The organism is Enterococcus raffinosus (assembly GCF_019175485.1).
Lineage (GTDB): Bacteria > Bacillota > Bacilli > Lactobacillales > Enterococcaceae > Enterococcus_A > Enterococcus_A raffinosus.
Genome location: NZ_CP072888.1, coordinates 1,600,865 through 1,621,922, shown reverse-complemented (window position 1 = coordinate 1,621,922; position 21,058 = coordinate 1,600,865). Strand labels below are relative to the sequence as shown.

At 38.0% G+C, this 21,058-nt stretch carries 24 protein-coding genes; 17 read left to right on the top strand and 7 right to left on the bottom strand.

From position 1 onward, the window contains the following. Positions 1-174 precede the first annotated feature (174 nt). The 4 genes from J9537_RS07990 to J9537_RS07975 form a co-directional block, all read right to left on the bottom strand. Positions 175-2,058: a heavy metal translocating P-type ATPase gene (locus tag J9537_RS07990; protein WP_218255576.1), complete on the bottom strand. Its 1,884-nt coding sequence runs from the start codon at positions 2,056-2,058 to the stop codon at positions 175-177. A gap of 289 nt (positions 2,059-2,347) precedes the next feature. Further along, positions 2,348-3,181: an undecaprenyl-diphosphate phosphatase gene (locus tag J9537_RS07985; protein WP_010744897.1), complete on the bottom strand. Its 834-nt coding sequence runs from the start codon at positions 3,179-3,181 to the stop codon at positions 2,348-2,350. Positions 3,182-3,307: 126 nt separating this feature from the next. Next, positions 3,308-4,012: a histidine phosphatase family protein gene (locus tag J9537_RS07980; protein ID WP_010744896.1), complete on the bottom strand. Its 705-nt coding sequence runs from the start codon at positions 4,010-4,012 to the stop codon at positions 3,308-3,310. 23 nt (positions 4,013-4,035) lie between these two features. Continuing rightward, positions 4,036-4,662 carry an MBL fold metallo-hydrolase gene (locus J9537_RS07975; RefSeq protein WP_218255575.1) on the bottom strand — a complete coding sequence of 209 codons (627 nt, stop codon included), beginning with the start codon at positions 4,660-4,662 and terminating at the stop codon, positions 4,036-4,038. A gap of 298 nt (positions 4,663-4,960) precedes the next feature. On the opposite strand from J9537_RS07975, the gene J9537_RS07970 reads away from it, so the two are divergent. Then, positions 4,961-7,303 (top strand): helicase C-terminal domain-containing protein, encoded by a 2,343-nt coding sequence (locus tag J9537_RS07970; RefSeq protein WP_218255574.1) that lies wholly within the window; start codon positions 4,961-4,963, stop codon positions 7,301-7,303. A gap of 179 nt (positions 7,304-7,482) precedes the next feature. On the opposite strand, the gene J9537_RS07965 is transcribed toward J9537_RS07970, so the two are convergent. Then, positions 7,483-7,974: a YajQ family cyclic di-GMP-binding protein gene (locus J9537_RS07965; RefSeq protein WP_010744893.1), complete on the bottom strand. Its 492-nt coding sequence runs from the start codon at positions 7,972-7,974 to the stop codon at positions 7,483-7,485. Positions 7,975-8,189: 215 nt separating this feature from the next. Here J9537_RS07965 and J9537_RS07960 point away from each other — a divergent pair, with 215 nt between their 5' ends. The 10 genes from J9537_RS07960 (at position 8,190) to J9537_RS07915 (ending at position 13,634) form a co-directional block, all read left to right on the top strand. After that, positions 8,190-9,092, top strand: coding sequence for a YitT family protein (locus tag J9537_RS07960; protein WP_218255573.1), 903 nt, complete (start codon positions 8,190-8,192; stop codon positions 9,090-9,092). 93 nt (positions 9,093-9,185) lie between these two features. Further along, the gene (locus J9537_RS07955) at positions 9,186-9,527 is read left to right on the top strand and encodes a metal-sulfur cluster assembly factor (protein WP_010744891.1); all 342 of its coding nucleotides are present in this window, start codon (positions 9,186-9,188) and stop codon (positions 9,525-9,527) included. A gap of 342 nt (positions 9,528-9,869) precedes the next feature. Further along, positions 9,870-10,277: a MarR family winged helix-turn-helix transcriptional regulator gene (locus tag J9537_RS07950; RefSeq protein WP_218255571.1), complete on the top strand. Its 408-nt coding sequence runs from the start codon at positions 9,870-9,872 to the stop codon at positions 10,275-10,277. A 14-nt stretch (positions 10,278-10,291) separates the two neighbouring features. Next, on the top strand, positions 10,292-10,930 hold the full coding sequence (locus J9537_RS07945) for a nitroreductase family protein (RefSeq protein ID WP_218255569.1): 639 nt from the start codon (positions 10,292-10,294) through the stop codon (positions 10,928-10,930). A gap of 16 nt (positions 10,931-10,946) precedes the next feature. Continuing rightward, positions 10,947-11,234 carry a putative quinol monooxygenase gene (locus tag J9537_RS07940; protein ID WP_218255568.1) on the top strand — a complete coding sequence of 96 codons (288 nt, stop codon included), beginning with the start codon at positions 10,947-10,949 and terminating at the stop codon, positions 11,232-11,234. A 2-nt stretch (positions 11,235-11,236) separates the two neighbouring features. Continuing rightward, positions 11,237-11,596 (top strand): DUF1304 domain-containing protein, encoded by a 360-nt coding sequence (locus tag J9537_RS07935; RefSeq protein ID WP_218255567.1) that lies wholly within the window; start codon positions 11,237-11,239, stop codon positions 11,594-11,596. A gap of 188 nt (positions 11,597-11,784) precedes the next feature. Next, positions 11,785-11,994, top strand: coding sequence for a hypothetical protein (locus tag J9537_RS07930; RefSeq protein WP_010744882.1), 210 nt, complete (start codon positions 11,785-11,787; stop codon positions 11,992-11,994). Positions 11,995-12,103: 109 nt separating this feature from the next. Continuing rightward, positions 12,104-12,970, top strand: coding sequence for a helix-turn-helix transcriptional regulator (locus tag J9537_RS07925; protein WP_245001246.1), 867 nt, complete (start codon positions 12,104-12,106; stop codon positions 12,968-12,970). A gap of 48 nt (positions 12,971-13,018) precedes the next feature. Then, a complete protein-coding gene (locus tag J9537_RS07920; protein ID WP_218255565.1) occupies positions 13,019-13,318 on the top strand; it encodes a YciI family protein in 300 nt (99 codons plus the stop codon). A 16-nt stretch (positions 13,319-13,334) separates the two neighbouring features. Then, positions 13,335-13,634: a YciI family protein gene (locus J9537_RS07915; protein ID WP_218255563.1), complete on the top strand. Its 300-nt coding sequence runs from the start codon at positions 13,335-13,337 to the stop codon at positions 13,632-13,634. Positions 13,635-13,673: 39 nt separating this feature from the next. Here J9537_RS07915 and J9537_RS07910 read toward each other — a convergent pair whose 3' ends face one another. Further along, positions 13,674-14,240 (bottom strand): hypothetical protein, encoded by a 567-nt coding sequence (locus J9537_RS07910; protein WP_218255561.1) that lies wholly within the window; start codon positions 14,238-14,240, stop codon positions 13,674-13,676. A 125-nt stretch (positions 14,241-14,365) separates the two neighbouring features. On the opposite strand from J9537_RS07910, the gene J9537_RS07905 reads away from it, so the two are divergent. The 6 genes from J9537_RS07905 (at position 14,366) to J9537_RS07880 (ending at position 20,509) form a co-directional block, all read left to right on the top strand. Next, a complete protein-coding gene (locus J9537_RS07905) occupies positions 14,366-15,901 on the top strand; it encodes an ABC transporter permease/substrate-binding protein (protein WP_218255560.1) in 1,536 nt (511 codons plus the stop codon). Continuing rightward, positions 15,902-16,855 (top strand): ABC transporter ATP-binding protein, encoded by a 954-nt coding sequence (locus tag J9537_RS07900; RefSeq protein ID WP_218255558.1) that lies wholly within the window; start codon positions 15,902-15,904, stop codon positions 16,853-16,855. 2 nt (positions 16,856-16,857) lie between these two features. Further along, positions 16,858-18,183, top strand: coding sequence for a dihydrolipoyl dehydrogenase family protein (locus J9537_RS07895; protein WP_218257348.1), 1,326 nt, complete (start codon positions 16,858-16,860; stop codon positions 18,181-18,183). A gap of 74 nt (positions 18,184-18,257) precedes the next feature. Then, the gene (locus J9537_RS07890; RefSeq protein ID WP_218255556.1) at positions 18,258-18,944 is read left to right on the top strand and encodes a hypothetical protein; all 687 of its coding nucleotides are present in this window, start codon (positions 18,258-18,260) and stop codon (positions 18,942-18,944) included. A 4-nt stretch (positions 18,945-18,948) separates the two neighbouring features. Beyond that, a complete protein-coding gene (locus tag J9537_RS07885) occupies positions 18,949-19,860 on the top strand; it encodes a sce7725 family protein (protein WP_218255554.1) in 912 nt (303 codons plus the stop codon). Beyond that, complete coding sequence (locus J9537_RS07880; protein WP_218255552.1) at positions 19,850-20,509, top strand: GNAT family N-acetyltransferase; 660 nt, start codon at positions 19,850-19,852, stop codon at positions 20,507-20,509. The genes J9537_RS07885 and J9537_RS07880 overlap by 11 nt, the downstream gene beginning before the upstream one ends. On the opposite strand, the gene J9537_RS07875 is transcribed toward J9537_RS07880, so the two are convergent. Then, entirely contained in the window at positions 20,489-21,031 is a 543-nt protein-coding gene (locus J9537_RS07875; protein ID WP_218255551.1) for a guanylate kinase, read from the bottom strand. The genes J9537_RS07880 and J9537_RS07875 overlap by 21 nt on opposite strands. Positions 21,032-21,058 lie beyond the last annotated feature (27 nt).

Genomic DNA, 21,058 nt, shown 5'->3' with positions numbered 1-21,058 from the left:
AAATCGTGACAAGTTTTTTTCCTTAACAGAAATTATATTGAAACGATAGACAAATCCTTCGTTTTCTCTTATTGCTTGTTAATCGTAGTACATCCATATAAATAAAAAGGTACTAGGATATCAAGAATAAAATGGATAAAAAGCTAGAATCTTTGTCATCCTAGCTTTTTTTGATCAATGAGATGCTTTATAAAGTGGACATGTGGAGCATTTCGTTTCATCGATATCAGCAAGCTCCTTCAAAGGTATCAGCATCCGGAGTCCATTGAGAATAACAAGAATGGTACTTCCTTCATGGCCTACGACTCCTAAGGGCAGTGTCAGAAATTGTAAAAAATTACTTGCGATTAAAAGAACGATTACGCATAGTGAGAATATGATGTTCTGACGAATAATCCGTTTCATTTTTTTCGATAAGCGATGACTATACATCAATTTCGTCAAATCGTTTTTCATCAGCACCATGTCTGAAACTTCCATGGCTACATCCGTTCCTTCGCCCATCGCGACACCAATGCTAGCAGTGGCTAGGGCAGGGGCATCGTTGATTCCGTCCCCAACCATCGCATTGACAGTATAGTCCTTTTTCTGTTGCTTCACCAAATCAGTTTTATCAGCTGGTAGACACCCACCATGAAAATCATTTAAGTGAAGCTGCTGAGCAACATAACTGGCCGCACCTACATTATCACCTGTAAGCATGACAGTTTGAACATTTTGCTCTTGGAAATAGGTGATTACTTCTTTTGTATACGGCTTAGGCAAGTCCATTAGGGCAAGCAGAGCAGTAATTTGATCATTCTTACTAAGAACCACGACTGTCTTTCCTTCTTCGTGCCATAGGTCAATCAACGGGTGTTTCTGCTTATCAGTTGGTTTGCCAAGTTGCCATGTTTGATCTTGATAAGTAGTCACTAATCCAAATCCTGCGCGTTCCTCCACATTTAATTCAAGAGCATTCTCATCCTTAAAAAACTTTGTGATTGCTACCGCTAGAGGGTGCGTTGATTGCCGCTCCATTGAAAAAAATAATTGAGGAATCACAGAGTCATCTGAAAAGGTTTTATAATCCGTAACTCGCGGTTTTCCTTGTGTCAATGTGCCCGTTTTATCGAAGGAGATTGCTCGTAAATCCGCCAGGTTTTCTAAAGTCTTTCCTGATTTAAAAAGGATTCCCTTTTTCGCGCCGTTTGATATTGCAGCCAAAGTAGCGGGTGTGGCAGAAGCAACTAAGGCACAAGGGGAGGCAACCACTAATAAAACCATTCCACGATAAAAACTTTCGGTAAAGCTCCAATCAAGTATGAAGTGTGTAAACAAAATCATTAGAGGAACTGCTAGCAAAACAATTTTGACATATACATTTTCAATTTTCTCAATGAAAGTCGCAGTTGCTGTTTGTTCATTTTGAGCGTTTTCAACCAAACGTAAAATATGCGCAAAAAGAGTATCATTACTTGTCTTAGTTACTTCCAATGAAAAAGGTTGCCCTAAATTAATTGTTCCGCCAAAAGCTTCATCATCAATATTTTTTTCAACAGGAACAGATTCTCCAGAGATTGCAGATTCGTCAATAGAGGAAGCTCCAAGCATTCGGCCATCAATAGGGACCGCTTTTCCTTTAGGAACAAAAACCATGTCGCCCAATTTTAATTCTTCAACAGGAACCGTGACATGCTCACCATCAATAATTTTCAAGGCTTCATTCGGAGCAACATTCATTAGTGCGGTAATTTCTTTCGTACTTTTATTTGTAGCATACTCCTCCAAGGCACCACTTAAGCAGAAAATAAAGGTCAGCATCGCCCCTTCAAACCAATTTCCAATCAAGCAGGCTCCGATAGCAGCTAACGCCATCAATAAATCGACATTCAAGGTGCGTTCTTGCACGAGTTCACTGATTCCTTCGTAGGTTTGCTTCCAACCGCCGCTAATGATCGCAACAATGAAAAAGAGAGGATAGATAGGCTGAGAAAGCCCAATTAAGATCCTACCAACAATTAAAAACAATAAACAGAAAAGGGTAGAGAGAAACGCATTGCGTTCTTTTTTACTCATCACTTTTCCTCCTTTCTCAATAGTCTTGACATGTATCTAATGGTAATAGCTCATCAAGATACTAACTATTCTTTCACTATTATAGTAACACATTAGTCCGGCTAAATGATAATGAAATTAGCTAATTGAGAACGAAAGTGATTATCAATTGGAATTGAGAATGACTATCATTAGTTCTTGTAACGGTGAAAGAGGAATATCTCGTTAAAAATCAAGATAATTTCTATTCGTTTTAATTTATAATTAATATAGTTTAAATAGAAAAAAAGACCTGCTAAAAAGGCAGGTCTTACATAGCAATCAGCCAATAGCCGATCAAAATTATCCCTAATACAATTCGATACCACCCGAACACAGTAAAATCGTTTCGTTTGATATAATCCAATAAAAACTTAATTGCGATAATCGATACGATAAAGGCTGTGACCATACCGACTAACAAAACAATAATTTCAGAACCCCCAAAGGTATTGCCGTTCATTAAGAATTTAACGATTTTCAACCCGCTGGCACCAAACATCACTGGAATCCCGAGGAAGAAAGAGAATTCCGTCGCTACAAAACGAGAACTTCCGATGATAATAGCTCCAAGGATCGTCGCGCCTGAACGAGAAGTTCCAGGGATTAGAGAGAGCAATTGAAAGGCTCCGACGATAAGAGCGGCTTTGTAAGTAAAGTCGTTCAAATTGGTGCATTTGGGCGTTTTAGTCTTATTGTGTCGTTCTACAACAATAAAAGCGATCCCGTAAACGATCAGCATGATTGCAACTGGCAAAAACTTATGAAAATGTTCCTCTAGAAAATCATCCAAAGGCAGTCCGATCACCGCTGCAGGCAAGCAAGCGATGATTACTTTAAACCATAACGTCCAGGTGTCCTGTTTTTCTTCATGTGTTTTGCTCGGTGCGAAAGGGTTCAACTTACTAAAATAAAGAACCACGACCGCTAGGATAGCTCCTAATTGAATCACAACATTGAACATTTCAATAAAAGCAGGACTCATATTTAATTTGATAAATTCATCTGCTAAAATCAAATGCCCTGTCGAAGAAATAGGCAACCATTCAGTGATTCCTTCGACAATTCCAAGAATAATTGCTTTAAAAATATTAGCGATAAGCATTAAGTGTACGTCCTTTCAAGTTAATAACAATAATCAGTATACCGTTTCACTCTTGAAAAGACCATCGAAAAAAGGCTAAGCTTTTTTTAAGAAAAAAACTGCCAGCAAAAGCTGACAGTTAAATTTCTATTCATCTGCATGATCTGAAATAGTTTTTCCTCGTTCCATGTAGCTGATGTCATTGATCGCACGAATAGAAAACTCGCCATTTTCATACCGTAAGCGATTGATACTGCCGTTTAGTAAGTTTGCGCGAACAGGTTGTTTTGAATCGATCAAGCTTAATAAAAAGGCGATGGTCAGGCCATGAGAAACGATTAAAACATTTCCTCCGCCTTGTTTTTCTCGGTTTTGAGCAATATCTTCGAATCCATTCCAAACACGGTCGCGTAATTGAGTATAAGGCTCTGCCCAGTTCGCAGTATCTGCACCTTCAACAGCATTCGCGATTTCTTCAAAACTAACATCAGTGGCAAATAGATCGTCTTCTGTTTTAAAGTTCAATACTCGTGGTAGAACACCCCACATCTCTGCATCATAGGCGCCCTCCAAGGAACCAAAGCACCATTCCCGGATTCGAGGATCAACGTGATAAGGAATATTTTTGCCTTCAGGATGTTCGTTTAGTAAAATACGCATGGTTTCGATTGCACGACCTGAGTCACTTGAATAAGCTTCTTCAAACTTCGTATCTTGCAAACCTAGTCCTACATAATGAATGCCTTCACGTCCGCTTTTTGTTAGTGGTGTATCACACCAACCTTGCACACGAGCCAATGTGTTGAACATCGTTTTACCATGTCGAACAATATAAAGATTTGTTTCTGTCATATTTAAAACCTCCAAAAAGTTGTTTAATTAAAGAACGGATTCGTATCGATCTCACGACCAATCGTCGTTGCTTCACCGTGTCCGGGATAAGCTGGAAGCTCACGAGGAAGAGTGAACAAATATGTTTTAATACTATAAAGCAGCTGTTGCATATCTCCAGTGTATAAATCAGTTCGCCCGATGCTTCCCCTAAAGAGTGCATCCCCAACTACAACAAAATCGTCAAAGATAAAGCTGACACTGCCAATTGAGTGTCCTGGTGTTGGTACGACCTGAAAAGTCATACCGCCAATGGTGTATTCTTTCATTTCAAATTCATACTCGGCTGGCTGTACGATCAAATCTGGCATATTGTCGTGGCGTCCTAGACCAGAAAGATTTAGGATTGGATCTCCTAACCACTTCTGTTCCAAAGGATTTACATAAACAGGAATACCATACTTTGTTCGAATTTGTTCCACCGCACCGATATGATCATAGTGGGTGTGGGTTAATAGAATAGCCTGCGGGTTTTTCCCCATACGTTCAATTTCTTTTATTAATCGGTCTCCTTCAGCTCCTGGATCCACGACCAATAAATTCTTTTCATTATGAATCAAATAGCAATTTTCTTGCGCGATTCCGGTAACAAAACCTTCGATTTGAATCATTCTTTTCCTCCCTGAAACACTAAAAAGTAATTTTGTTTGATTTGATTCACTTTACTGATAAATGATTCTGTCAGTAATAAAAACTCAATATCACAAAGTCCTTCTTTATTATACCTTAAAAGCAAAAAAAAAGCGGCTTCTCTGTACGATTTTGACAACTCGGGCAAACAAGTAAAAAAAAAATTCTGCCAAATAAATCAAGAACAATAAAATAGAATAAAACTTGACGAAGGCTAAAAAATCTTCTATGGTGAAACAGCCAAATGATTTAGTAGAAACGTAAAAATGAGGTGACAACTTGGCAGTAAAGAAAATCGCGATTCGTGAATTAGTTGAGTTTATCCTGCGTAGCGGAAGCATTGATGAGGGGAAAAACAGCAATCATACACCTCAAGAAGGTGCGAGAATTCATCGCCAGTTGCAAAAAGAAGGCGGATCAGGATATCAAAAAGAAGTCTGGTTGAAAAAACCCCTCGAGATCGCAGATACCGCTGTTCAAATTGAAGGTCGTGCTGACGGCATTTATATAGAAGAAGATCGAGTATTTATCGATGAAATAAAAACATCCGAAACCCCATTTGAAGAATTAGAACCTGGCATCATTGATTTGTATTTTTATCAAGCAATGGTTTATGCCTATATTTATAGTGAACAGGAAGAGCTGTCTGAAATCGGTACACGCTTGACCTATTTTCAAACGACTGAAGAGAAAATTACCCGCCAGATTCGAACCTTTACCTTTGATGAATTGACTGAGTTTTTCGAGGATTTAATCAAGCGATACGAAAATTGGTTGATTTTTCAAATGGAATGGCGAGAAACTCGTAATCGTTCTTTACAGGCCTTAAGCTTTCCTTTTGATACTTACCGTGCAGGACAAAGAGAGTTAGCTGCAGCGGTGTACAAGACGATTCACGCTCAGCAGAAACTATTTGTTGAGGCACCAACAGGAACGGGAAAGACGATGTCTACAATTTTTCCAGCATTTAAAGCAATGGGGGAAGGATTAGGAGAGCGAATTTTCTATTTAACAGCGAAGACAATCACCCGCCAGGTTGCAGAAGAAACTGTTACGAAAATTACAAAAAAAGAGGCGCGTGTAAAAAGCGTGACCTTAACTGCAAAAGATAAAATCTGTTTTTTAACAGAACGAAATTGTACACCTGAGCATTGTCCCTTCGCTAAAGGCTACTATGACCGCGTCAATGATGGTCTTTGGGATATGCTGAATAATGAAGATCAATATACAAGACCCGTTATCGAAGATTATGCACGCAAGCATGAATTGTGTCCTTTTGAGCTTTCATTGGATGTCAGTCGTTTTTGTGATCTCGTTGTAGGAGATTACAATTATTTGTTTGATCCGACGGTGTATTTACGTCGTTTTTTCGAAGAGGAAAATAAGACAAATTTGGTTTTAGTTGATGAAGCTCACAATCTAGTCAATCGCTCAAAGGAAATGTATTCAGCAAGCATTTCTCGAGAAAACATCGATCAAATGCAAAAAGACCTAGACAAGTCTTTTAAGAAACTAAATAAAGCTTTTATTCGGGTCGATAACGAATTCGAGTTGATTCATCAGTCGCTTAACGGCGAACCCTATCATCATCAACAAGCAGCACCTGAAAGTCTAATTAACAGCCTCTTCAAATTGCAGGAGCAAATTAAAGAATGGTTGGCTGAAAACCCCGATCATCCAGCTCAGCAAAAAATGCTTCCAGTTTATTTTGAGATTTTGCGTTTTACTAGAATGAGTGAATATTATGACGACCATTATCAAACCACAGTAGAGCATAAGAGTTATGATTTGATTGTTAAAGAGTATTGTATCGATCCATCCTGGTTTCTAGAGCAAACAATGGAAAAAGTAGGGAGTAGTATTTTATTTTCTGCAAGTTTTTCTCCACTGGATTATTATCAAGAAGTTTTAGGTGGAGGAGAGGATAGTTTGAGTTATCGCTTGCCTAGCCCATTTCCAAATGAAAATCGATTAGTCTTAGTTGATGCCAGTATTCAGACCACTTATCAAAAGCGAACCCAAAGTATTCCGAAAATTGCAGCCTCAATTGAACGCTTAGTTAAAACGAAAACGGGAAACTATCTTGTTTTCTTTCCATCCTTTCAATATTTGGATCAAGTGGCAGATTATTTTCATGATGTATATCCTGAGTATGCGATTCAGATTCAAGGATCAAAATTGAACGAAACAGAACGTGAAGAGTTTTTAGCGGCTTTTATCGATCAGCCGAAAGAGTCATTGATCGGCTTTTGCGTACTTGGAGGAATCTTTTCCGAAGGGATTGATTTGGTGGGAGAGCGATTGATCGGAACAGTCGTGGTTGGTGTAGGGTTGCCGCAAATCAATCACGAACAAGAATTAATCAAAGAGTATTATGATGAGAAACGAAACCAGGGCTTCAGCTATGCTTATCAATTACCAGGAATGAACAAAGTGATCCAAGCTGCTGGACGAGTGATCCGTACGATGGAAGATCAAGGCATTATTTTGTTGTTAGATCAACGCTATACGAATCCTCATTATCAAACTCTTTTACCGATTAATTGGGAGGACCGAAAAATCGTCTATGGTTCAGACGAAGTGGAGCATAGATCTCGCTCATTCTGGGAGCATAGAGGGTAATTCTTTAAACATTAAAATATAAATATCGCAAATGAAATTTTTGGCAAATTCCCAAACTATAGATAAATAAAACAGAGATGAAGCGTGCCCAAAAAGTTGATTTCATTAACTTTTGGACGCCATTCCTTTTATACTTCTTTTAATGTAAATGAAAAGCCGACATTTATTGTCGGCTTTTTTCATCGATAATTAATAAATTGCACATCAATAGGTAAATCAATTTCCTTTACTAATGCAATAACTTGCTGTAAATCATCACGGCTTTTTCCTGTGACACGTAGACGATCTTCTTGAATTTGTGCTTTTACTTTTATTTTGCTATTTTTGATAGCTGTCGTGATTTTCTTTGCGCTGTCTCTATCAATCCCATTTACTAGCTCAGCTGCTTGACGAGCATTCCCACCTAACGCATGTTCAGAGGGAGAAAATTGAATGTTCTTCAGTGGAACCCCTCGTTTAATCAATTTGCTAAACAGGACATCCTTAACTTGTTCCACTTTATACTCATCTTCCGCCTTGATTACCAATTGGTTTCCTTCTAGCTTGATGTCAAAAAGACTTCCTTTAAAATCAAAACGATTTTTCAATTCTTTCAAGGCAATTTGAACTCCGTTTTTTACTTCCTCTTTGTTCAATTCTGAAACGATATCAAAGCTTGCATCTTTAGCCATGGACATCCTCCTTATTTCTTTTGAATGTCTCATATATGACTCAACAAAAGGCTAAACCTACCGTTGAATGGACATTCTGAATCTATTCTTCTAGTTTATCAAAAAATGCTAAGAAAGCCATGATTATTCTCCAATAAGTTGTTGAAAACGATTGATTAATTATGAGAGAACCTGTTACTCTATTATAGGTTTCAAATAAAGGAGGAATACTTCGGATGCAGAAGGTTATCAATTACACATCTAAGGATTTAGCTAAAAAAATTCTTATTATATTATTTACTGGTTTGACTGGCGCAGTCGGGTTAAACTATTTTTTGATTCCTGCAAATGTCTTTTCAGCTGGAATGACTGGGATTGCGCAAATCGTTGAACATGTGCTCTCAAATGCAGGACTATCACTTGATACTGGTATCTTGATTTTTCTTCTGAATGTTCCAGTATTCATCTTAGGCTTTATTAAATTAGGTAAATCAGCAATGATCTTAAGTTTTGCGAATGTAATTTCGATGTCCTTTTTCACTACACTTGTGCCTGTTGGACAGGTGACTGATAACGTATTGATGAATGCGATTACTGGTGGGGTTTTACTGGGTATTGGTGCCGGACTGTCATTGAAGTTTGGGTTTACTACCGGTGGGCTGGATATCGTTTCATTATTACTATCAAAAACGACCGGCCGAACGGTTGGCAACTATATGATGCTTCTAAACGGATTGATTGTTGTTGTAGCGGGGTTCTTTTTCACTTGGGAAAGCGCGCTATATACGATCATAACCATCTTCACTATGAGTACGGTAGTTGACTACGTACATACAAGTCATCAGAAAATGACGGCCTTTGTCAACACGAGTAAGAGCAAAGAAATGTGTGCTGCCTTAAGTCGTGAATTACTTCGTGGGTTAACAGTAATACCCGCACGAGGAGGCTTTAGTTCTAGCGAACGTGAGGTAATTATGATTGTTTTTACTCGTTATGAATTATATACACTTAAACAGGTTGTGGCGGATGTTGATCCTCATTCGTTCACTAACATCGTAGCAACAGATTCTGTCGTAGGAACATTCTTAACACAGGATGAACAGAACTTATTAAAAAAATCCAAAGCCAATAACGAATGATTGTTAACTGAGAATAAGCAGGTCTCGATTCTCATTTACAAAAGCTGATAGATAGAGTAAAATACTCTTGAAACTCGAAAGGGAGTGAAGCAGGTGGAAGAGAACACTCAAAAATGGACCGATGCAGAAGTAGCTGAGATTAAAGAAACAATTTTGACCGCTTTAGAGTCAGTCATTGACCCTGAGTTAGGAATCGATATCGTGAACCTTGGTTTAATCTATGAGGTCGATTTTGAACAAACGGGAAATACTGTGATTAAAATGACTTTGACGACAATGGGCTGCCCGTTAGCAGATATCTTAACTGAAAATATCCAATCAGCGTTAGCTGAGATTCCAGAAGTAACCAATGTAGAAGTGAAACTTGTTTGGTATCCCGCATGGACAACTGACAAGATGAGTCGGTATGCACGGATTGCTTTAGGTATTAGATAAGAACTTGCGTTAATGAACTTCTGTTAAGATGAACTTACAGTATACGCATTAAAATAAAAACGCCTTTATCAACTTTTTCAATAATGTTGATAAAGGCGTTTTTGCATTTTTTATAGCTTAAACGTTACGCAAAAAGATAATGTGCAATATTAAACGATATTAGAATAATTAAGCAAACTGATAAGAAGGGATTTCTATAGTTTCTAATAGATTTAAAGGATAGTAAGGTATTCGTTTTTATTTAAAAGGAATTTTACAGGCAAATTGCTTCCTAAATTATCCTTAATGAAGTATAGTTGATCAGTCAACAGTTGATTAGTCAATTAATGGAAGGAGTTTTAAATGAACCTAAGAGAAATTAGTAAGTTATTCTACCAGCTGAAACTTGCGAATCAAGAGACAACCAGTAAATTCGAAAAAGAAACTGGTTTTAGTATTACTCGTTATGAATTAATGATGTTTTTAAAAGAAAATGGTCAGTGTTCTCAAACGGTATTACAAAACGAGTTGAAAATAGATAGTGCTGCGGTCACTAGGCATTTAAAGATTTTAGAAGAGAAAAAATATGTCATTCGCGAAAGAAATAAAGACAATAATCGAGAAGTTTTTGTAAAGATTACCGATGAAGCATCAAAAGCATTGGAAACTTGTGAGCAAGATTATACTCATTCAAAAAAAAGAGTTATATTGCCCCTAGATGAAGGGGAAACTCAAACATTGCTTGAATTATTAAAAAAATTAGTGAATTGAAAGAGGAAGTAACGATGTCTAAAGAACTAGTAAATAATGATTTTTCTGAAATTACATTTGGGAGAAAATCCGTTCGTGTATACGACGAAACGGTTAAAATATCTCACGAAGAGATGCTAGAAATGATTCAAGAAGCAACTACAGCACCCTCTTCAGTGAACATGCAACCTTGGCGTTTTGTGGTAGTTGAAAGTGATGAGCAAAAAGAGAAATTGAAACCATTGATTCGTTTTAATACTAAACAAAATGATACCTCATCAGCCATGATACTGATTTTTGGGGATATGTTGTGTTACGAATTAGGTGAAGAAATTTATGATCAGGCTGTGGAAGAGGGTAAGATGCCTGTGGAAGTAAGAGATCAACAGTTATCGGCGATTATTCCTTATTATAAGAGCTTCACTAAAGAACAAATGAATGATGTAGTAAAAATTGATTCCAGTCTAGCTGCTATGCAGTTTATGCTAATTGCACGTTCACATGGGTATGAAACCAATCCAATCGGCGGCTTTGAAGCTGACCAGTTAGCTGAATCATTTGGGCTCAATAAAGACCGATATACACCAGTCATGATCTTGTCTATCGGTAAGGCGAAAGAAGCTGGATATACGTCTGTTCGATTGCCTGCTGAAAAAATTACAGAATTTAAATAAGTAATGAGGTTAAATAATGAAGATTATCCAAGCAACTTTCTACATTAATGATGATAAAAGAGCTGACTTTTTAGCGGATATTTTCCCTTTAATAACTTCTGCACGGTTAGAAGAAGGCTGCTTAAAATATGATCTATATGAGTCAGTTGAAAAGAAAAACCAATTTGTCATGATTGAGAATTGGCAAAATCAAGAAGCGGTTGAACAGCATAACCAAAATCCGCTATTAATAAAACTATTCGGTAACATGCCTGAGTACGCTGAAAAGAAAACAGAATTAACTGTAACAGAAAAGGAGGACTAACATTGTCCATCATTTCAAAAATATTTATTCTTTTCGTTGCATTAGAATTTTTCTATATTATGTATTTAGAAACCTTTGCTACCACGTCAAATACAACTAGCAGAGTTTTTAATCTGACAAAAGAAAAATTGAAGGAAGAATCCTTAAATACCTTATTTAAGAATCAAGGAATCTACAATGGACTACTTGGACTTGGTTTGCTATATGGCCTGCTTTTTTCTAATGCTCCGATTGAAATTAGTCGAATATTCCTAATCTATATCATATTTGTTGCTTTGTATGGTAGTTTAACAAGTGACAAAAAAATTATCTTAACACAAGGCGGATTAGCTATTATCGCTCTTGTAACAACATTCTTTTAATTATTTGTCAAAAGCATAGGTCTCTATTTCCTGTGCTTTTTGCTTGTTTAGGAAATCATTCTCCATAAGCACAGCACAGTTGAGACACTATATGATAAGTAAAATTTGTAATTATTACTCAATAATGTAAAGTTCATTCAATTTTGAAAGAGCTTTTTTGATATACTTGTTCTAAAGGAGTGGGTCGCATGGAAAACTATCAATTAGAAGATTACCTAGCAGCAAAGAAGTCCTTAGCTTCAACGTTGCACAAAATCGAACAAGCAATTATTTCACTAGAGGAAAAACAATCAGCTGGACGAAATATGAAGGCGCAAATTACTTTATCAAAAGAGCGCGTAAAGGCGCTAAGGCTGTCTCTTGCACTGATTGAAAGAGAAATTACAAGAATGACATAAAACAGAGGTAGAGCATACAAATGTTTTCTCTCTGTTTTTTTCTTTATCTAATAGGACAGCTTGTTGTCACATTACCATTGCTATAGTATGTTCGAAAGGAAGGAAATTTATGCAGATCGAACGGTTGGTAAGGATGATTTTTTACATTGTCAGCCACAAACAGGTGACTGCACGGGAGTTAGCTGATTATTTCGAGGTTTCGACACGAACAATTTATCGGGATATGAATACGTTGACGTTATCGGGAATCCCTGTTATTTCAAAAAAGGGAACGGGCGGAGGCATTTCACTGATGGACGGATATGCCCTAAATAAGTCCTTTTTAACTGTGGAAGAACAGGTTCAAGTGTATCAAGGGCTACAGATTCTTCAAGCATCAAATTATCCAAATGTCAAGGAGGCCCTGAACAAAATCGGAGCATTATTTGACCGGCCGTTATCAGAAGATTGGTTAGAGATTGATCTTAGTTATTGGGGGAGTAGCGACGATGAAAAAATCACGATTTCGGAATTACGACGTGCCATCACTATGAAGTATGTTTTGGCTTTTGAATATTTCAACTCTGAATTGCAACAATCTAAAAGAAGAGTTGAACCATTCCGATTGGTTTTTAAATCTCATGCGTGGTATGTGGTTGGATTTTGTCGTACGAATCAAGCAATTAGAGTTTTTCGCTTGTCTCGTATGAAAAGAATACGAGTTTTGACTGAAACCTTCGACCGAGTAATGCCCGAGACTTATTCATTAGATGAATCTGCCAATAATATGGCATTTACATTATTCAAGTTAAAATTTTCTCCCGAAATGGCGCATCGTCTATTTGATGAGTTTCACGAACATCAGGTTAAGCGGTGTGCAGATGGAAATTTTTTAGTGAACGTCCAGTACCCATTGAATGAATGGACATACCACCGTCTGCTTTCTTATGGCTCTCACATGGAAGTTCTAGACCGAAAGAAGCCCAGCAGGAATTGAAAAAACGTGCAATGAAAATCGCCGAAAAATATGATTAGGAGGAAGAAAATGGAAGAATGGTTATACGTCATGATGATTAAGAAGACGAAGGAATATCGTAAATTAAACAAAGCAGGGGTGGTTGCACATGTTGAGAACATCCGTAAATTAGATACCGAGGGGCATATTGAACTTGCGGGTGCATTTAAAGGGTTTCCTGGTATGGCAGGAATGTTTTTACTTAAAGCAAAAAGCTATGAAGAAGCTGAAGAAATTTGTAAGCAAGAGCCGCTAGTTCTTGCTGGCTATGCTACTTATGAGTTACATCGTTTGCACATTGCGAATAAAGAGAATAACTATTTGTTATAGAAAGGGAGTTAATAATATGAAAGAAGGTAGTATGTTGTTTGTTCGGATCGATTACAAAAACGGGGAAAAGGAGGTTAGCGAGCAGGTCGCCATGGAGTCGGCACAGTATTTGAAGGGATTATCAAAAGAGCGCTACTTAACAGCGGGAGTATTCGGGGATATGTCAACCGAGGAAATTGATGGAGCGATGGTGATTTTTGAAGCAGAAAGTCTAGCAGAAGCCAAATCAATCTCTGACGCTGATCCAGTATTCCAAGGCGATCTTTACCGCTACGAGTTAAAGCAATGGCATGTAGTGGTCACCCACGATAAGTAATAAAAAAGAAACGACATTCTCACAGTCGTTTCTTTTTTATTAGAATGATCGGAAAAGCGTCAGCATTTCTATGGTTCTTTTTTTGGTAGGTTCATTTAAGGTTTCTAATTCTTTGGTAACACGGTTTGAAGGGACACTTTTCAATAGAAGCAGCCGATAAATCAATCGCAAATCTTGACGACGAACTTTAGGAAAATGCTGCATTAATACCTGATTAAAATCTGCATTCATTTGATTAATCCCGATTAGTGGTTCTTTTTGGATAGTATAGTTTGTTAGGAAACGGTCCAAATCTTGCATCGCTGATTCGGATTTTTCAGGGACGAAGCCATTGGCCCAAGCCGCCGTAATTAAGACAAAGCTATCTATTTCAGATAGTCCTTTTTGAAAGGCGACCACTGTTGCGTCTAATACGCTTCCCTCTAGTTTTTCAAAAACTACCGGCTCATTTTGTTTGATTCGTAAGAAATAGTTAGTAAAGCCATCACCGCTTAACAAGTTCAGTTCAATAGCTTTAAACCAATTATAATGATAAGAATTCAAGTAAGAATAGTTTTTCTCTTGTGTTTTTCTTTGGATTTTTTTTAATTCATCATTGGATTTCATTTTTCTCCCGCTTTCTTTACTGTAAGTCATTGCTCATTATACTACTTTTGTCCAAGCCAATCTTTTTGTCTCCCTTTTTGATTAAGTTATACTGAGAACAGGTCATAATTTTGAAAGGATATTTTATGAATGAATTAATTAATACTTTTAGTGAAAGAAAAGACGATCTTTTATCGGCAATCTTTGAACATTTAGCAATTTCCTTGAGTGCTTTATTAATTGCCATAGTGATCGCCATTCCATTAGCAATACTATTGAGTCAACGAAAAAAATTAGCGGAAGTCGTTTTGCAGATAACTAGTATTTTACAGACGATTCCATCTCTCGCTCTGTTGGGGCTACTAATTCCTTTCGTGGGTATCGGGACGGTGCCGGCTTTAATCGCCCTAGTAGTTTACGCCTTGCTTCCCATTTTTCAAAATACTTATATTGGGCTCTCGGAAATTGACCCATCCATTGAAGAAGCAGCAGACGCCTTTGGAATGTCTCGGATGCGTAAATTGGTTCGCGTGGAGTTGCCAATGGCAATGCCTGTAATTATTTCCGGTGTACGCACAGCTCTTGTCTTGATTATTGGTACCGCGACATTAGCTGCGCTGATTGGTGCTGGAGGACTGGGAACTTTTATCCTACTAGGGATTGATCGAAATGATCCGAACCTAACCTTGATCGGTGCGATTAGTTCCGCTTTGCTTGCTATTATCTTCAGCACACTGATTCGCTTTTTACAAAATCGCAGCGGAAAAGTAACTCTGATTGCTTTAGGAGTAATCTGTTTGAGTATCGGGGGGATTTTCTTTGCTCAGAATAATCCTATTGGAACTGAAACAGTAACGATTGCGGGGAAACTAGGCTCAGAACCGGATATTTTGATTAACATGTACAAGGAAGTTATCAAAGATGAAGACTCTTCCATTAATGTGGAATTGAAACCAAACTTCGGGAAAACAAGTTTCTTATTCAGTGCCGTGAAAAGTGATCAAATTGACATTTATCCTGAATTTACTGGGACAGTTTTAGAGAGTCTAGTAGAGGTTCCTAAAAATACTCCAGATAATCTGACACCAGAGAAAACTTATACTGAAGCCAATAAATTATTAGATTCGCAATTTGATATGCGCTTGTTAAAACCAATGGATTATGAAAATACCTATGCTTTGGCAATGAAGAAAAGCGAAGCCGAGAAACGCGGGATCACAAAAATTTCTCAACTTCAGGCACAACAAGATCAATTAAAAGCTGGATTTACTTTAGAATTTATTGATCGTCAAGATGGTTATCGTGGAATTCAAGACAAATATGGAGTAAAGCTAAGCTCTGTCCAGAGCATGGAGCCAGCATTACGATACCAAGCAATTAACACAGGCGACGTTGATGTGATTGATGCCTACTCTACGGATAGTGAGATTAAGCAGTATGATTTGATGACTTTGGAAGACGATCAGCATCTTTTCCCTCCTTATCAAGGGGCACCTTTAATGAAAAAAGAATTTGCGGAGAAGCACCCAAAAGTTGTTAAAGCACTGAATCGTTTAGCTGGTAAGATTACCGAAGACCAAATGATTGAAATGAATTATTTGGTTAATGTTAAAAAAGAGCAACCAGCTAAAGTCGCTCATGACTTCTTAGTGAAAGAGAAAATCATTGGGGAGGAGAAATAGATGGAATCAATTATTGAATTTAAAAATGTAAGTAAGGAATTTGAAGGCAATGTTGTCTTAAAAGATTTAAACCTTTCTGTAAAAAAAGGTGAAATTTTTGTTTTAGTTGGCCCTTCAGGCAGTGGGAAAACAACGTCTTTAAAAATGATCAACGGTTTAATCGAACCAACTGATGGCAACCTTTATTTTAAGGAAAAGCGAATTAAAGATTATAATATTCAGAAATTACGCTGGCAAATCGGCTATGTTTTGCAGCAAATTGCTCTTTTTCCAACAATGAGCGTCAAAGAGAATATCGAAGTAATTCCTGACATGCTTGGTTGGGATAAAGAACGTCGAAACAATCGTGTGGATGAGCTATTAAAAGAGGTCGATATGGACCCCGAGTTATTCAGGGATCGGATGCCAAGTGAATTATCCGGTGGGCAGCAGCAACGAATCGGAATTATTCGTGCTTTAGCCTCTGAGCCAGATATCGTTCTAATGGACGAACCATTCAGCGCTCTTGATCCAATTTCACGTGCGAGTCTACAAGACCTCGTCTTAGCACTGCACCAAAAACTTGGGAATACTGTCATTTTTGTCACACATAACATGAAAGAAGCTATGAAGATCGGCAGTCGTATTGCGGTCATGCACGAAGGAAAGCTGATTCAGTGCGATACACCTGAAGAAATCCAAAAGCATCCGGCCAATCATTTCGTTGAAGAATTTTTTGACGAAACGACGGATGAAGTCTATACGCAAACATTAGAAACATTATATAATGGCGGCTTTTATCAAAAAATGGCAACTAATCCATCTAATCTAACTACCTTGGATCTGGATACAAGCTTAAGTGAGGTTTTTGATTTATTGGCTGAAGAAGAATCCTTTATGCTTAAACATGATAAAAAAATCCTTGGTATCATCGAGCGAAGTGACGTTTTCCGCTTTTTAAGTCAGGAGGGATAATGATGAAAAAATATGATGCAATCGTGATTGGCAGTGGCCCAGCGGGAAATGCTGTGGCGTATGCCTTGAAGGAACAAGGAAAAACAACAGCGATTATTGAATCAGATTTATGGGGCGGCACGTGCCCGAACCGTGGCTGTGACCCTAAGAAGATGCTTATGAGCGGTGTAGAGGCACAAAAACGGATTGAAACGATGATCGGAAATGGTTTTGAACAAACACCGAAAATCGTATGGGAAGATTTGATGGTCTTTAAGAAAAGCTATACGGATACCGTTCCACAAAATACCAAGAATGGGTTGGATGCTGCAGAAATAGATCGTTACCAAGGACAAGCAAGCTTTATAAACAAAACACAAATCGTTGTTGATGATCAAACGTTGACAGCTGAACAATTTTTGATTGCGACAGGACAACGACCAGCGGTGTTACCGATTGAAGGACAGGAATTTTTACAAAGCAGTACCGATTTTCTTTCTTTAGACCACTTACCTGAAAAAATTGTCTTTATTGGTGCTGGATATATCGCCTTTGAATTAGCAGCTATCGCAAATGCCGCAGGTTCTGAGGTTCATATCATCCATCATAATGATCGACCTTTAAAAGAATTTGATGTCGAAATTGTTAACGACTTAGTTGAACATTTAAAACAAGCCGGCATTAACTTTCACTTTAATGTAAATACAAAGGCTATTGAGTTACTGCATCCCAACTATCGAATTACTGGAGAGAACTTTGAGTTAGTCGCAGATATGGTCATTGGTGCGACCGGACGAAATCCAAATGTTGAAGGATTAAATCTGAAGAATGCAGGTGTATCGTACGATAAAAGAGGAATTAAAGTTGATGACCATTTGCGTACGACACAGCAGCATATTTTTGCCTGTGGGGATGTAATCGCAAAAAGCCAACCGAAGCTTACACCTGTGGCTGGTTTCGAAGCAGCTTACGTGGCGAAAGCAATGAATGGAGAGACTGAGGCAATCGACTATCCATTGATCCCAACCATCGTTTTTGGCGATCAGCGATTAGCTCGAATAGGTTTGAGTGAAAGCGAACTTGCGGACCATGCAGAAAACTATCATTCAGAAACAACAGATTTATCAAGCTGGTATACGTATCGTCGAATCAATGACCAAGGTGCAAAAATTAAGTTTGTTTACGATGAGAAAAACAGAATTGTTTCTATAAGTTGCTTGAGCCAACTTGCCGATGAGGTTATTAATTATCTTTTGATCGTGTTAATGAAAAAAATGACACATGAAGAAATTGAAAGGTACATTTTCGCCTATCCCAGTCCTGCCAGTGATCTTTCATATTTTATTTAAAACAGAGGGCAACCTCTGTTTTTTTTTACATAGATATGCTAAAGTTTACGAAAATACGTTCCCATGGTGAGATTATGAAAACGACATTGACACAAGAAATTGAAAAAGCACTATATTACTATTGCATTGAACTCGGCGGGATTGTTGTGGAAGAGGTAACCATGCCAGAAGATCAAGGAATCGTTGATACATTGGCCTGTTTCTTCAAACCGAGTAGTACAGAATGGCGTTGTTACGAGCTTAAAGTAACGAAAGCTGATTTTTACTCAAAGGCAAAGCTTTCCTTTATTGGTCATTACAATTATTTCGTATTAACAGATGACCTTTATAAAAAAGTACAGGAGGATATTCCGAATGACATTGGTGTTTTAGTTTACCGACCTTATTTGGAAACAGAGGATTTACCAGCAGATGGCACTTTTTTTGTAGCGAAGAAGCCGTTAAGAAGAGAACTCCTAGTAGAGGAACTTACTTTAACGCAACGTTTTATGGCTTCGCTGTTTAGAGAGGTCCAGAAAGCGAAACGAATGGCATATGGAACAAGTTTTTTCTCGACGGAACAGCTTTACAAAGAGCTTAAACGAAGACTAGACGATAAGGATAGTCTGCACGAGAAGAATTATTATCAGCGATTTATTGATGACGTGCAGACGGCACGAATTGATAGTTTAGAAGAAGAGCTTCGCGCCCTAGAACAAGATTATGAATTTTTACGTCAGCAGAGACAGGTGCGGCGACGGCCAACTGAGCCACTGGAGTGATTAAATGTATTATCCCTATTTAAGAGGAAAACAGTTTGATTTGTTAGCGGTCACTACTTTAATTAAGGAAGAACGGTGGTCAAAAAGGATTCGACCGATTATCGAGCCGGTTCGTGATTCAGCCACTTTAAAGAAGACCATCGAATTGTTTGATAAAAAAGATATTATTTGTTATTTAATTATGAATCCTCAGGTTGGAACGGCGAGACTATTTGAAGAAAAGCGTTTTGAATGGTCATTGAAGAAAGAAAGCAGTGTTAAAAAAGCTGAAATTGTTACAAAGGACAATTCGTTTGAAGCAACTCTCTATTTATTCAATGAACATTCACCAAGGAAAAACGATCAATTTATGATAAAATCAAAGGATTTAACCGTTATTCCAGATCAGGGAAGGTTTAGAGTTTTAGATGTACCAAATAAAATTTTACTCAGAGAAGCCTTTCAAACGAAAAAAAATGTTGCTAATTATAGCGAAAAAGTAGATGATTTCTATAGCGATGAACACCTTTTTATTGGGTCCGATTCAGTAGGTTTTAGTGACTACACGATCGAAGGTAGTCGTTATTTTGATAAGGGCGGTCCAAGTCGTGCAATTGCACTACACATTACCTATTTTGATGCGTATCTTAATTTAAGAGTGAAGCATTTTGTGTCTGATACTAATGAGAATGCACAAGATCAAAGCGGGAAATTTTTTGAAGCATTAGACAAACTAGCTAGCTGGTATTCGAGAAATCAAGATCAACTATTGTTAACACTTGGTTTAGAAGAGTTGTTACATTACCGGGAGAGCCAAAAATTCCCAGGTTTAGGAACGATAAAAAAATGGTCGTTGGCACATCATCTTGAATTAATTGGTGCTTTTTTAGAACAAGGCGATCATTGGCGGAGAGGATGGAAGAAAAATGGGATATGAAGATGAGGATTTTATTGTCAGACAGGCCAAACAAACGGGGGAGCTTTTAGGCGGTATTCTTGGAAAAAAAGATGCTGATGCGATTCTCTCATTTGGGGATGAGGCCCGAACGACTGAGTTAGAGGAAGTGAAATTTGTTTTTCGTCCAAGTACATTAGCAGATATACCGGCGATAGGCGTTATCATCAATGAGGCGAAGGAATACTTAAAGGAACAAGGCTCACCTCAATGGCAGAATGGTCATGAACCACATGAAGCTGTTATTCGCGAGGATATCCGAAAAAAGGCCAGCTATGTGCTAACTTTAGAAGAGGAGATCGTCGGAACGATTGCTTTGATCGCGGAGACGGATCCTGTTTATGAGGCTATTGAAGGAACGTGGCAAGGAGAAGGCCCATATATTTCATTGCACCATGTGGCGATCAGTCAAAAGCATCGCGGAATCGGTCTAGGGAAAAGCTTATTAAACTTGGCAATTAAACAATCTCAAGTGCTAGGTTATGACGATATCCGCATAGATACATATCCTGCGAATCAGCCAATGCTAAGATTGATTGAAAAAAGTGGTTTTACCTATCGAGGCATGATACATTTCCCCTTTGAGCATGGTGAGCGCAAAGCCTTTCAATTACGCCAACGCTTGACGTAATTGAAAAAGCATTTCATTTAAAGAGGCTTCGCCATCAATCTCAATCAGATTTGGGAACTTTTTTAAACGCTCTAAACTTTTTTGATCCTCTTGGAAAATAGCTAGACGACGTTCTAAATCTTCAGCAGATGCACGTTTTTCAAGACGTGCGATCATAGTTTCCCTTGAGATATTGATCCAGATAGGAACCATCTGATCACCAAAAAGCCGATGTAAGTTGATGAAGCCGGTCGTAGTGATAGGATCATAGCAATCACCCGCTTCTAATGCTTTACGCAACGTGTCTTTCGCAATACCGTAAAAATGTTCGTCATACACATCGTATTCAGCGAATCGATCGTTTACTATCATTTGTTTAAATATTTTTTTTGACACAAAAAAGTAATCTCGTCCCTCTTCTTCGCCGCTACGAGGCATGCGCGTTGTATAAGAGATTACCTTTTGTTCAGGGGCGAAGGCTTTTTCAGCTAAACTAGTTTTTCCGGATCCACTAGGACCGATAAATAAGTAACAATGATTCATAAGTTCACACGTCCTTTTTTATAGTAT

Excerpts from the sequence above, each read along its gene's own strand:
- J9537_RS07990 (WP_218255576.1), bottom strand. The coding sequence starts at position 2,058 with ATGAGTAAAAAAGAACGCAATGCGTTTCTCTCTACCCTTTTCTGTTTA.
- J9537_RS07925 (WP_245001246.1), top strand. The coding sequence starts at position 12,104 with ATGCAGATCGAACGGTTGGTAAGGATGATTTTTTACATTGTCAGCCAC.
- J9537_RS07920 (WP_218255565.1), top strand. The coding sequence starts at position 13,019 with ATGGAAGAATGGTTATACGTCATGATGATTAAGAAGACGAAGGAATAT.
- J9537_RS07905 (WP_218255560.1), top strand. The coding sequence starts at position 14,366 with ATGAATGAATTAATTAATACTTTTAGTGAAAGAAAAGACGATCTTTTA.
- J9537_RS07930 (WP_010744882.1), top strand. The coding sequence starts at position 11,785 with ATGGAAAACTATCAATTAGAAGATTACCTAGCAGCAAAGAAGTCCTTA.
- J9537_RS07950 (WP_218255571.1), top strand. The coding sequence starts at position 9,870 with ATGAACCTAAGAGAAATTAGTAAGTTATTCTACCAGCTGAAACTTGCG.
- J9537_RS07915 (WP_218255563.1), top strand. The coding sequence starts at position 13,335 with ATGAAAGAAGGTAGTATGTTGTTTGTTCGGATCGATTACAAAAACGGG.
- J9537_RS07900 (WP_218255558.1), top strand. The coding sequence starts at position 15,902 with ATGGAATCAATTATTGAATTTAAAAATGTAAGTAAGGAATTTGAAGGC.
- J9537_RS07885 (WP_218255554.1), top strand. The coding sequence starts at position 18,949 with ATGTATTATCCCTATTTAAGAGGAAAACAGTTTGATTTGTTAGCGGTC.
- J9537_RS07975 (WP_218255575.1), bottom strand. The coding sequence starts at position 4,662 with ATGATTCAAATCGAAGGTTTTGTTACCGGAATCGCGCAAGAAAATTGC.
- J9537_RS07895 (WP_218257348.1), top strand. The coding sequence starts at position 16,858 with ATGAAAAAATATGATGCAATCGTGATTGGCAGTGGCCCAGCGGGAAAT.
- J9537_RS07960 (WP_218255573.1), top strand. The coding sequence starts at position 8,190 with ATGCAGAAGGTTATCAATTACACATCTAAGGATTTAGCTAAAAAAATT.
- J9537_RS07910 (WP_218255561.1), bottom strand. The coding sequence starts at position 14,240 with ATGAAATCCAATGATGAATTAAAAAAAATCCAAAGAAAAACACAAGAG.
- J9537_RS07875 (WP_218255551.1), bottom strand. The coding sequence starts at position 21,031 with ATGAATCATTGTTACTTATTTATCGGTCCTAGTGGATCCGGAAAAACT.
- J9537_RS07985 (WP_010744897.1), bottom strand. The coding sequence starts at position 3,181 with ATGCTTATCGCTAATATTTTTAAAGCAATTATTCTTGGAATTGTCGAA.
- J9537_RS07890 (WP_218255556.1), top strand. The coding sequence starts at position 18,258 with ATGAAAACGACATTGACACAAGAAATTGAAAAAGCACTATATTACTAT.
- J9537_RS07940 (WP_218255568.1), top strand. The coding sequence starts at position 10,947 with ATGAAGATTATCCAAGCAACTTTCTACATTAATGATGATAAAAGAGCT.
- J9537_RS07945 (WP_218255569.1), top strand. The coding sequence starts at position 10,292 with ATGTCTAAAGAACTAGTAAATAATGATTTTTCTGAAATTACATTTGGG.
- J9537_RS07965 (WP_010744893.1), bottom strand. The coding sequence starts at position 7,974 with ATGGCTAAAGATGCAAGCTTTGATATCGTTTCAGAATTGAACAAAGAG.
- J9537_RS07880 (WP_218255552.1), top strand. The coding sequence starts at position 19,850 with ATGGGATATGAAGATGAGGATTTTATTGTCAGACAGGCCAAACAAACG.
- J9537_RS07980 (WP_010744896.1), bottom strand. The coding sequence starts at position 4,012 with ATGACAGAAACAAATCTTTATATTGTTCGACATGGTAAAACGATGTTC.